The 11,261-nt window shown below is 55.7% G+C and carries 13 protein-coding genes; 4 read left to right on the top strand and 9 right to left on the bottom strand.

Annotated elements, in window-relative coordinates; translation table 11 throughout:
* The 5 genes from HMPREF3178_RS31770 to xerD form a co-directional block, all read right to left on the bottom strand.
* Nucleotides 1–505: OB-fold nucleic acid binding domain-containing protein (locus HMPREF3178_RS31770; protein WP_049127879.1), on the bottom strand; the 505-nt coding region annotated here is incomplete at its 3' end.
* Between the two features lie 9 nt (nt 506–514).
* A protein-coding gene (gene prfB / locus HMPREF3178_RS17420; RefSeq protein ID WP_097365639.1) for a peptide chain release factor 2 occupies nt 515–1,613 on the bottom strand; the annotation gives its coding sequence in 2 pieces (ribosomal slippage) (nt 515–1,537 and nt 1,539–1,613; 1,098 coding nt in all).
* Between the two features lie 85 nt (nt 1,614–1,698).
* Nucleotides 1,699–3,432: a single-stranded-DNA-specific exonuclease RecJ gene (recJ, locus tag HMPREF3178_RS17415; RefSeq protein WP_004105553.1), complete on the bottom strand. Its 1,734-nt coding sequence runs from the start codon at nt 3,430–3,432 to the stop codon at nt 1,699–1,701.
* Nucleotides 3,433–3,437: 5 nt separating this feature from the next.
* Nucleotides 3,438–4,151: a bifunctional protein-disulfide isomerase/oxidoreductase DsbC gene (dsbC, locus tag HMPREF3178_RS17410; protein WP_017145457.1), complete on the bottom strand. Its 714-nt coding sequence runs from the start codon at nt 4,149–4,151 to the stop codon at nt 3,438–3,440.
* Nucleotides 4,152–4,173: 22 nt separating this feature from the next.
* The gene (gene xerD / locus HMPREF3178_RS17405; protein ID WP_004105555.1) at nt 4,174–5,070 is read right to left on the bottom strand and encodes a site-specific tyrosine recombinase XerD; all 897 of its coding nucleotides are present in this window, start codon (nt 5,068–5,070) and stop codon (nt 4,174–4,176) included.
* Nucleotides 5,071–5,191: 121 nt separating this feature from the next.
* Between xerD and fldB the strand changes: the two genes are divergently transcribed.
* Nucleotides 5,192–5,713: a flavodoxin FldB gene (gene fldB / locus HMPREF3178_RS17400; protein WP_004105557.1), complete on the top strand. Its 522-nt coding sequence runs from the start codon at nt 5,192–5,194 to the stop codon at nt 5,711–5,713.
* A gap of 8 nt (nt 5,714–5,721) precedes the next feature.
* Here fldB and HMPREF3178_RS17395 read toward each other — a convergent pair whose 3' ends face one another.
* Together HMPREF3178_RS17395 and sdhE are read right to left on the bottom strand one after the other, a co-directional pair.
* Nucleotides 5,722–6,132: a protein YgfX gene (locus HMPREF3178_RS17395; protein ID WP_004105559.1), complete on the bottom strand. Its 411-nt coding sequence runs from the start codon at nt 6,130–6,132 to the stop codon at nt 5,722–5,724.
* Nucleotides 6,113–6,379 (bottom strand): FAD assembly factor SdhE, encoded by a 267-nt coding sequence (sdhE, locus tag HMPREF3178_RS17390; protein ID WP_004105561.1) that lies wholly within the window; start codon nt 6,377–6,379, stop codon nt 6,113–6,115. The genes HMPREF3178_RS17395 and sdhE overlap by 20 nt, the downstream gene beginning before the upstream one ends.
* A 243-nt stretch (nt 6,380–6,622) precedes the next feature.
* Here sdhE and ygfZ point away from each other — a divergent pair, with 243 nt between their 5' ends.
* Entirely contained in the window at nt 6,623–7,606 is a 984-nt protein-coding gene (ygfZ, locus tag HMPREF3178_RS17385; protein ID WP_004115279.1) for a tRNA-modifying protein YgfZ, read from the top strand.
* 127 nt (nt 7,607–7,733) lie between these two features.
* Here the strand turns inward: ygfZ and trhA are convergent, their stop codons facing one another.
* On the bottom strand, nt 7,734–8,393 hold the full coding sequence (trhA, locus tag HMPREF3178_RS17380; protein WP_004105569.1) for a PAQR family membrane homeostasis protein TrhA: 660 nt from the start codon (nt 8,391–8,393) through the stop codon (nt 7,734–7,736).
* Between the two features lie 161 nt (nt 8,394–8,554).
* Entirely contained in the window at nt 8,555–8,866 is a 312-nt protein-coding gene (gene yqfB / locus HMPREF3178_RS17375) for a N(4)-acetylcytidine aminohydrolase (protein ID WP_017145456.1), read from the bottom strand.
* 50 nt (nt 8,867–8,916) lie between these two features.
* Between yqfB and HMPREF3178_RS17370 the strand changes: the two genes are divergently transcribed.
* Together HMPREF3178_RS17370 and HMPREF3178_RS17365 are read left to right on the top strand one after the other, a co-directional pair.
* Nucleotides 8,917–9,645 carry a MurR/RpiR family transcriptional regulator gene (locus HMPREF3178_RS17370; protein WP_029496783.1) on the top strand — a complete coding sequence of 243 codons (729 nt, stop codon included), beginning with the start codon at nt 8,917–8,919 and terminating at the stop codon, nt 9,643–9,645.
* A gap of 120 nt (nt 9,646–9,765) precedes the next feature.
* The gene (locus HMPREF3178_RS17365; RefSeq protein WP_004105576.1) at nt 9,766–11,199 is read left to right on the top strand and encodes a 6-phospho-beta-glucosidase; all 1,434 of its coding nucleotides are present in this window, start codon (nt 9,766–9,768) and stop codon (nt 11,197–11,199) included.
* Nucleotides 11,200–11,261: the final 62 nt, after the last annotated feature.

Raw genomic sequence — 11,261 nt, 5'->3', positions numbered from 1 at the left:
GACGATAGCGCGCTTCCTGATCCTGCAGGCCGTGGAATTTGTCCGGCAGCGGGCGCAGGGCTTTGGTCAGCAGGCGCAGCTCGGTGCAATGGATGGAGAGTTCACCGGTCTTGGTTTTGAACAGCTTACCGCGCGCCGCGATGATGTCCCCGAGGTCCCATTTTTTGAACTGCTCGTTGTAGACGCCTTCCGCCAGATCGTCGCGGGCGACGTACAGCTGAATGCGGCCGCCAACGTCCTGCAGCGTAACGAAGGAGGCTTTACCCATGATACGGCGGGTCATCATGCGGCCAGCAACGGCGACTTCAACGTTCAGCGCTTCCAGCTCTTCGTTTTCTTTGGCATCGAATTCAGCGTGCAGTTGGTCAGAGGTGTGGTCACGACGGAAATCATTCGGGAACGGGATACCCTGCTCACGCAGCGCAGCCAGCTTCTCACGACGGGCTTTCAGTTCATTATTAAGGTCAATTGCCGCGTCAGCGCCCTGTGCTTGTTGTTCAGACATGTTGGTTCCTCATAACCCTGCTTTCAAACTTGCTTCGATAAATTGATCCAGGCTGCCGTCCAGCACCGCCTGAGTGTTGCGGGTTTCCACCCCGGTACGCAGATCTTTAATGCGGGAGTCATCCAGCACGTAAGAACGGATCTGGCTGCCCCAGCCGATGTCGGATTTGGTATCTTCCATCGCCTGCTTCTCGGCATTTTTCTTCTGCATTTCCAGCTCATAAAGCTTCGCTTTCATCTGCTTCATGGCCTGGTCTTTGTTCTTGTGCTGTGAACGGTCGTTCTGGCACTGGGTCACTAAGCCGGTCGGAATATGGGTGATACGCACCGCGGATTCCGTACGGTTAACGTGCTGTCCGCCCGCGCCGGATGCGCGATAAACGTCAATGCGCAGATCCGCCGGGTTGATTTCGATATCAATATCGTCATCCACTTCCGGATAAACGAATGCGGAGCTGAAAGAGGTATGACGGCGGCCGCCGGAATCGAACGGGCTCTTACGTACCAGACGATGAACGCCGGTTTCGGTACGCAGCCAGCCGTAAGCGTAGTCGCCAATAATCTTGATGGTCACGGACTTAATGCCCGCCACTTCGCCTTCAGACTCTTCGATGATCTCGGTCTTGAAGCCGCGCGCTTCGGCCCAGCGCAGATACATGCGCATCAGCATGCTCGCCCAGTCCTGCGCTTCCGTACCGCCGGAACCGGCCTGGATGTCGAGGTAGCAATCGGCGCTGTCGTATTCGCCGGAGAACATGCGGCGGAACTCAAGCTGCGCCAGCTTCTCTTCCAGCACATCAAGCTCAGCAACGGCTTCGTTAAAGGTCTCTTCGTCGTCGGCTTCAACGGCCAGCTCCAGCAGACCGGAAACATCCTCCAGCCCCTGAGACATCTGATCCAGCGTATCAACGATGGCTTCCAGCGAGGAACGCTCTTTGCCCAGCGCCTGCGCACGTTCTGGTTCGTTCCAGACGTCAGGCTGCTCCAGCTCGGCGTTTACTTCTTCAAGACGCTCTTTCTTAGCATCGTAGTCAAAGATACCCCCTAAGAACGTCCGAGCGCTCCGTGAGGTCCTGAATACGGTTTTTTACCGGATTTATTTCAAACATGGTCGGTTTCTTTTAATGGATTCGTCAAAATGCGGTGATAAGAGCGGAATTCTACCGGATTCGCGCTCTCATTAATATACTGTTCTCAATTTGGCCAGAGGTGGTCAATGATCAGCTGCAGGCTGCGGTTGCCGCGGAACTCATTGATATCCAGCTTATAGGCAAGCTGAACTTCGCGAACGCCGTTATCCGGCCAAATGGAAGTATCCACATTGAACGCAATACCGTCCAGCAGCGGGCCGCCGCCGACCGGCTCAACCATCACCTTCAGGTGACGCTCGCCGACCAGACGCTGTTGTAGCAGACGAAAACGGCCATCGAACAGCGGCTCAGGGAACATCTGCCCCCATGGCCCGGCGTCGCGCAGCATTTGTGCGACCTCCATGCTCATCTCTGCCGCCGCCAGCGGGCCGTCGGAGACCACTTCGCCCTGCAGTAGCGCAGGATCGAGCCACTCGGTCACCAGTTCGCCGAAACGCTGCTGAAACTCCTCAAAACGCGCCTCTTCTAACGACAAACCCGCCGCCATGGCATGACCACCGAACTTCAGAATCAGCCCGGGATAGAGGGTATCCAGACGCTCCAGCGCATCGCGCATATGCAGCCCCTGAATCGACCGACCTGAGCCTTTGAGCGTACCGTCACCGGTGGGCGCAAAGGCGATAACCGGGCGATGGAAGCGCTCTTTAATACGCGAGGCCAGAATGCCGACGACGCCCTGATGCCACTGCGGGTGGTACATCGCCAGGCCGCCGGGCAGCGTCTCGCTGCTGCGTTCCAGCTTTTCACACAGGGTCAGCGCTTCCGCCTGCATCCCCTGTTCTATCTCTTTACGCGTCTGGTTTAACGCGTCCAGCTCATTGGCCAGCACCCGCGCTTCGCCGGTGTTGTCGCACAGCAGCAGCGCCACGCCGACGGACATGTCGTCCAGCCGCCCTGCCGCATTAAGGCGCGGGCCAAGCGCGAAGCCGAGATCGCTTGCCGCCAGCTTTTGCGGATCGCGGTTGGCGATTTCCAGCAGCGCCTTGATGCCCGGACGGCATTTACCTGCCCGGATGCGGCTCAGCCCCTGCCAGGTCAGAATACGGTTGTTGGCATCCAGCGGAACAACGTCCGCCACGGTGCCAAGCGCCACCAGATCGAGTAAATCCGCCAGATTCGGCGGCGCAATGCCGCGCTCATCAAACCAACCTTTATCACGCAGAAAAGTGCGCAGCGCCAGCATCAGATAAAAGGCCACGCCAACCCCGGCCAGCGATTTTGACGGGAACTCGCAGTCCCGCAGGTTCGGGTTAATAATCGCTTCGGCGGCAGGCAGCGTATCCCCCGGCAGATGGTGATCGGTCACCAGCACCGGAATACCCAGCGCATGAGCGCGCTCGACGCCGGCGTGGGAGGAAATGCCGTTATCCACGGTCATTATCATCTGCGCGCCGCGGGCGTGAGCCTGATCGACCACTTCCGGACTCAGGCCATAGCCATCCTCAAAACGGTTTGGCACCAGGTACGAGACGTTGCCGTAGCCCAGCCCCCGCAGGGCCAGAACGCTAAGCGCAGTGCTGGTAGCGCCGTCGGCGTCAAAATCGCCGACCACCACAATGTGCAGCTCCTGCTTAAATGCGCCGTAGAGCATCTCTACCGCTTTTTCGACGCCGGTCAGCTGCGACCATGGCAGCATACCTTTTACACCGCGTTCCAGCTCCTGCGCGCTACGCACGCCGCGGCTGGCGTACAGCCGCTGCAGCAGCGGAGGGAGATCGTCAGGTAAATCGACGCCGTCAGCCGCCTCGCGGCGGCGTAGTTGTATCTGTTGTTTCACGCGAATCAGTTACCGCTTATCTGTTTTTGATGCTCATCAAGGAGCGCTTTCAGGTCTTTAGGATCGCGATAGCCAGGCATCAGCGTACCGTCGCTCAGCACCATCGCCGGCGTGCCGTTAACGCCAAGCTGCACGCCGAGCGTGTAGTGTTTAGCGATATCAACATCGCAGCTCGCTGGCTGCACGCCTTTGCCGCTCATCGCGTTATCCAGCGCTTTGTTGCGATCTTCGGCGCACCAGATAGCCTTCATATTCTGCTCGGCTTCGCTTTGCAGCCCCTGGCGCGGGAAGGCCAGATAGCGCACGGTAATCCCCAGCGCGTTATAGTCGCTCATCTGCTCATGCAGCTTGTGGCAATAACCGCAGGTAATATCGGTGAAGACGGTGATGACATGTTTTTCCTGCGGCGCTTTGTAGACGATCATCTCTTTTTCCAGGGCGTTTAGCTTCCCCCCCAGCAGCGCATTGGTAACGTTTACCGGCTGCGCGCCGCTGACATCGTACATCGGCCCCTGGATAATGTGTTTACCATCATCGGTGACGTACAGCACGCCGCTGTCCGTCAACACGGTGCTGATGCCTTTGACCGGCGAAGGCTGCACGTCCGAGCTCTGCACGCCAAGCTTCGCCAGCAGTTGCTTGATCGCCGCGCTATCGGCATGCGCCGCACCGGATAAGGTGGTCGCCAGCAGGGTGAACATCAGTAAACCTTTTTTCATACTCAGTCCTTTTTTTCAGCACTCACGCACGCGGGTGATGCTGTTGATGGAGTTGTCGCAGACGCTCGGTCGCCACGTGGGTATAGATCTGCGTCGTGGAGAGATCGCTGTGTCCTAACAGCATCTGCACCACGCGTAAGTCGGCGCCGTGATTAAGTAAATGGGTAGCGAACGCATGGCGCAGCACGTGCGGAGAGAGCTTTTCGCTATCAATTCCCGCCAGTACGGCATAGTGCTTAATTCGATGCCAGAACGTCTGGCGCGTCATCTGCTGCGCGCGCTGGCTGGGAAAAAGCACATCGGAAGCCACGCCGTTCAGCAGCCAGGGACGCCCGTACTCCAGGTAATTCTCAACCCACAGTACCGCCTCTTCGCCTAACGGCACCAGACGTTCTTTATTTCCTTTACCGATCACGCGCAGCACGCCCTGACGCAGGCTGATATCGCTCATGGTCAGGCCCACCAGTTCAGAAACGCGCAGACCGGTGGCGTACAGCACTTCCAGCATCGCTTTATCACGCAGTTCCAGCGGTTGTTCAACCAAAGGGGCCTGAAGCAGGCGCTCAACCTGCGCCTCGCTCAGATCCTTCGGCAGCCGCTGCGGCAGCTTTGGCGATGCGAGCAGCGCGCTGGGGTCATCGGGGCGAATTTTTTCCCGGTACAGATGCTGGAAGAAGCGACGCACGGCGCTTAGCAGGCGCGCGGTGCTGGTGGCTTTATAACCGCCGGTTTGCCGCTCCGCCAGCAGCGACTGGAGATCTTCGCCGCTGACGCTGGCAAGCGACAGGCCACGATGATGCAGCCATTCCACGACCATCGTCAGATCCCGGCGGTAGGCGCTCAGCGTGTTTTCCGCCAGATTCCGCTCCAGCCACAAGGCATCAAGAAACTGCTCGATTTGTGCGAGATCCTGTTCCACTCCGGCCTCTTTGTATATTAAAACGGCGCCATTATACCCTAAATAATTCGAGTTGCAGGCGGGCGCGGCCTTTCTGGTACACTAAGCGCAAAGTCACAGCAAGAATTGAGACGTTTCCGCGATGAACATAGGTCTTTTTTACGGCTCCAGCACCTGCTACACAGAAATGGCGGCGGAAAAAATCCGCGATATCATCGGCCCTGAACTGGTGACGCTGCATAACCTGAAAGATGATTCCCCTGCCCTGATGACCCAATATGATGTGCTGATTCTCGGCATTCCAACCTGGGATTTTGGCGAGATCCAGGAGGACTGGGAGGCGGTCTGGCAGCAGCTTGATACGCTGGATCTGCAGGGTAAAATCGTCGCGCTCTATGGCATGGGCGACCAGCTAGGCTACGGCGAATGGTTCCTTGACGCGCTCGGCATGCTGCACGATAAGCTGGCAACAAAAGGGGTTAAGTTCATCGGCTACTGGCCAACCGAAGGCTATGAATTTACCAGCCCGAAACCGGTCATCGCCGACGGCCAGCTGTTCGTTGGTCTGGCGCTCGATGAAACCAACCAGTATGACCTGAGCGATGAGCGTATTCAGAACTGGTGCGAGCAAATCCTCGGCGAAATGGCTGAGCAGTTCGCCTGAGTCCAGGCTTAATCTTGCGTCGGTTTCTGTAACACCAGCCGACGCAGATCGCGCCACTCGCCCGCGTCCATGCTATCCGCCGCCACCCATAGATGCTGAGTGCGTTGGTTTTCCGTATTTCGCAGACGCAGCAGCATTCCGCTATTGATTACCCACGGGGTGCCGACGATATCCCACTCCGCTTTTTGCCAGCGCAGGCGAGAGTCAATCAGCAGCTTTATTTCCCCCTGTCTGGCATGGATCCGCCGCTGGCTGCGCACGCAGTCGAACACCACCAGCGACAGCAGTATCAGCCACAGCGGGGTATAGCTCAGCGGCCAGGGCAACACCAGCACCAGCGCCGCCACCACGCCGTGCATCAACAGTGAGAACCATTGCGCTCGCCACGAGATGCGTAAATCAGATTGCCACAGGACCACGTTCCCGATTCCGTGTCTGAATTAATTTTACCATCCGCTGCAGTTCTGCATCAGCCGGTTCGCCATGGTTCATCAACCAGTTGAACAGGTCCGGATCGTCATTTTCCAGCAGGCGGATGAACAACCGCTTATCGTCATCACTGAGCGTATCGTACTCATGCTCAAAAAACGGCATGATGGAGATATCGAGTTCACGCATTCCCCGGCGGCATGCCCAGTGGATGCGAGCTTTATTGTTAATATCCATGTTTTACTTCCTGCTTATAAATATTGCTTAGTTTAACCCGTTTTCGCCGCTGACTTCACTGGAATATCAAGATTCACGAGCGCTATTCCATGAAATCTCTAAAATAATCAGGTTATTGATAATTTCGTTCGCGTTAGCGCCCAGTTTTGAGGGCACGAATGGCCTGGCAAAAGCGCTTGCATTGCACCATAGCTCTTTTACCATTAGTCACACACTCTGCGTTAAGCTATTCAGGATATGACTATGGCTTTTACACCTTTTCCTCCGCGTCAGCCCTCCTCTTCCGCTCGTCTGCCGTTAACGCTGATGACGCTGGATGACTGGGCGCTGGCGACGATTACCGGGCCGGATGGCGAGAAATATCTGCAGGGGCAGATCACCGCTGACGTCAGCCACCTGACCGACGAGCAGCATCTGCTTGCCGCGCATTGTGACGCCAAGGGCAAGATGTGGAGCAATCTGCGCGTTTTCCGTCGCAACGAGGGTTTTGCGTGGATTGAGCGCCGCAGCCTGCGCGATGCGCAGCTGACTGAACTGAAAAAGTATGCGGTGTTCTCTAAAGTGACCATCGCCGCCGACGATGAATCCGTGCTGCTGGGCGTTGCCGGTTTCCAGGCACGCGCTGCGCTGACGCCGCTGTTTAACGAGCTGCCAAATGCCGATAAACAGGTTGTCAGCGAAGGTGCCACCAGCGTGCTGTGGTTTGAGCATCCCGCCGAGCGCTTCCTGCTGGTGACCGATGTGGCAACCGCCACCCGAATCACCGACGCGCTGCGCGGCGAAGCACAGCTAAACAATAGCCAGCAGTGGCTGGCGCTGAATATTGAAGCTGGCCTGCCGGTCATCGACAGCGCCAACAGCGCGCAGTTTATTCCGCAGGCCACCAACCTGCAGGCGCTGGGCGGCATCAGCTTCAAAAAAGGCTGCTATACCGGTCAGGAGATGGTTGCCCGCGCTAAATTCCGCGGTGCCAACAAGCGCGCCCTGTGGTATCTGGCCGGGACCGCCAGCCGCGTGCCTGAAGCCGGGGAAGACCTGGAAATGAAGATGGGTGACAACTGGCGTCGTACCGGTACCGTTTTAGCGGCCGTGCAACTGGATGATGGTCGCCTGCTGGTGCAGGTAGTGATGAATAACGATATGGAGCCGGGCAGCGTATTCCGCGTGCGCGACGATGCCGGCAGCCTGAGCATTGAGCCGCTGCCGTATTCGCTGGAAGAGAGTTAAAGCGATATTCCCCGCCGCCTTCTTCCTGGAGGCGGCGATAACGCGCCTGTCCCGGCTACCAGCCCTCAGACGACGGTGAACCTGTAGCCCGGCTAAGCGTAGCGCGAGCCGGGAGATTTCTCAAAATTTAAGCCTGCCCGACGTACAAATAAATCGCCAGGAAGTGGCACACGCTGCCGCCCAGCACAAAGCCGTGCCAGATAGCGTGGTTGTACGGAATACGCTTACAAACGTAGAAAATAACCCCCAGCGAATAGACGACCCCGCCCACCGCAAGCAGCGTCACGCCGCCAATCGCCAGCTTAATCGCCAGCTGATAAACGACGATCAGCGACAGCCAGCCCATAGTCAGATAGGTCACTAAAGAGAGGATCTTAAAACGATGCGCAATCGTCAGCTTAAACAGGATCCCCAGCAGCGCCAGGCTCCAGATGACGATCATCAGCCCGCGCGAGAGCGGCGAATTTAGCCCCACCAGCAGAAACGGCGTGTAGGTTCCGGCAATCAGCAGGTAGATGGCGCAGTGGTCGAATTTTTTTAGCCACAGCTTAGCCCGCTGATGCGGAATCGCGTGATAGAGGGTCGAGGCGAGGAACAGCAAAATCATGCTGCCGCCGTACAGACTGTAGCTGGTGATAGCCGTTGCGCCGGCGTTGCTATCTACCGCCTGCACCAACAACAGCACCAGACCAACGATACCGAACACCAGCCCGATCCCGTGACTGATGCTGTTGGCAACTTCCTCTGCCAGAGAATATCCCTGTGTGATTAACGATTTGCGAACCATATTTGACTCCGAAAACCCGTACGCTTTCAATGCACACTTAGGTTAACTGAGAATGATTCCAGTGAACACCTGTTCGCTAAAATAAAAAGGTGAATATTTATGAACAGTATAAAATCAAAAGCTTACATAAAAATTTCAACTAACAGACGTTCACTATTTTATTAAAGCTTTTCGAATTCAATAACATAAAACTGCTTTTCTTCAGGATAGATCTCCGCAATCACCTCACGCAGCTGCGCCAGCGTCATGTTTTCCTGCTGCGCATGCAGTTCGGTCAGCGTATCCAGCGTTACCGTTGAGGTGGCCACCACGCGAATAGTGCAAAAATAGCCGTCATCTTCATAGCGGCCAACGCGCAGCACATCGCCCGTTTTAAAGTGCGATTCAGCAGCATCGCGAATGGTAATCGTTTTGCGTCCGGCGAGAATGTCGTCCTGAAAACGCTGAAAAAAGGTTATGTCATTTGGCTGCATGATATCATTCCGTCCTGGTCATTATGAATTGTGAGTTTGCCACTGTGAGTATCTTCTCCCACGCCGCTATCGCCAGTCTCAATAATCTTGAGATGATGGTCTATCACTACGTCATTAAAAATCGCGACAAAGTGATGTACATGACCATCCGCGAGCTGGCGGAAGCGGCCGGAGTCTCCACGACTACCGTTCTGCGCTTCTGCCGCAAGCTGCAGTGCGAAGGCTACTCGGAGTTTCGCGTACGCTTTAAATTATATCTGGAGCAGAATGAGCCTCAACAGGCAAATATCGGCGCCAGCGAAATAATGAGCTTTTTTAAAAGCATCAATAACGATGAATTTGACCAACTGCTCGAGCAGGCGGTTGATATTATACTCGCTTCGGAAAGAATTATTTTCGTCGGCGCCGGCACCTCCGGCGCGCAGGCAAAATATGGCGCACGTTTCTTTTCTAACGTCGGAAAATTCAGCAATCATATCGACGATCCTTATTTTCCGGTGACCAATGATATGGCGCGTAATGCTCTGGCTATTGTGCTGTCGGTCTCCGGTGAAACCGAAGAAATCCTGCGCTTTGCCAGCCAGTTCAGCCTGCATCGCTGTAAAGTGATGTCCATCACCAGCCACGAGCACTCGCGGCTGGCAAAGCTCGCCGACTTCAATATCTCCTGGCACGTTCCGCAAACGCGCATCGGCGGCGTCTACGATATTACCACGCAGATCCCGGTTATTTATATTCTGGAAACGTTGGGCCGTAAATTAGCGCGCAAACTCGTCTGAAAATAACAGGGTGTTTTTCCGATGTAACAAATTCCATTTCAGGCAAATTGTTATATCGTGACATTTATATTCCCTTTGTTAGACTCGCAGCCAACAGCCATTATGACGAGATGAGCAAAGATGAAAAAAATCCCTTTACCAAAAGACTTTTTATGGGGCGGTGCGGTCGCCGCACATCAGGTTGAAGGCGGCTGGAATAAAGACGGCAAAGGCCCGAGCATCTGCGACGTGCTAACCGGCGGCGCGCACGGCGTACCGCGTGAGATAACCCAGCAGGTCGAGCCGGGTAAATACTACCCCAACCACGAAGCCATCGACTTCCACGGCCGCTATAAAGAAGACATCAAGCTGTTCGCCGAGATGGGCTTCAAGTGCTTCCGTACTTCCATCGCCTGGACGCGCATCTTTCCGCAAGGCGACGAAACCCAGCCAAATGAAGAAGGGCTAAAATTTTACGATGACATGTTCGATGAACTGCTGAAGTACAACATCGAGCCGGTTATCACCCTCTCCCACTTTGAGATGCCGCTGCATCTTGTTCAGCAGTACGGCGGCTGGACCAACCGCAAAGTGGTCGATTTCTTTGTGCGTTTTGCCGAAACGGTCTTCGAGCGCTATAAGCACAAAGTGAAATACTGGATGACCTTCAACGAGATCAACAACCAGCGTAACTGGCGCGCGCCGCTGTTTGGCTACTGCTGCTCCGGCGTAGTCTATACCGAACATGAAAACCCGGAAGAGACCATGTACCAGGTGCTGCATCATCAATTCGTCGCCAGCGCGCTGGCGGTGAAAGCGGCGCGTCAAATCAACCCGGAAATGCAGGTTGGCTGCATGCTGGCGATGGTTCCTCTCTATCCGTACTCCTGTAAGCCGGAAGATGTGATGTTTGCGCAGGAATCGATGCGTGAACGCTACGTCTTTACCGACGTACAGCTGCGCGGCTACTACCCGAGCTACGTCCTGAACGAGTGGGAACGCCGCGGTTTCAATATCAAAATGGATGAAGGCGATGCGCAAATCCTGCGTGAAGGCACCTGTGCGTATCTCGGTTTCAGCTACTACATGACCAACGCGGTGAGAGCGGAAGGCGGCACCGGCGACGCAATTTCCGGCTTTGAAGGCAGCGTGCCCAATCCGCATGTCAAAGCCTCCGACTGGGGATGGCAAATTGACCCGGTTGGCCTGCGCTATGCGCTGTGCGAACTGTATGAACGCTATCAGAAACCGCTGTTCATCGTCGAAAACGGCTTTGGTGCGTACGATAAAGTAGAAGAAGACGGCAGCATCAACGACGACTACCGCATCGACTATCTTCGCGCTCACGTTGAAGAGATGATCAAAGCGGTGACCTACGATGGCGTTGAACTCATGGGCTACACCCCGTGGGGCTGCATCGACTGCGTCTCCTTCACAACCGGTCAGTACAGCAAGCGCTACGGCTTCATCTACGTCAACAAGCATGACGACGGCACCGGGGATATGTCCCGCTCGCGCAAAAAGAGCTTTAACTGGTACAAAGAGGTTATCGCCAGCAACGGCGAGAAACTGTAATCATCTTGCCCCTTCCCCTAGGGAGGGGCAAAACTTCCCACAAAACAGACACTTCTTTACAG

It is taken from the genome of Klebsiella sp. HMSC09D12, assembly GCF_001808475.1.
Classification (GTDB): Bacteria; Pseudomonadota; Gammaproteobacteria; order Enterobacterales; family Enterobacteriaceae; genus Klebsiella; species Klebsiella oxytoca.
The sequence above is the reverse complement of the archived record's forward strand: the minus strand, read 5'-3'. Positions and strand labels throughout refer to the sequence as shown.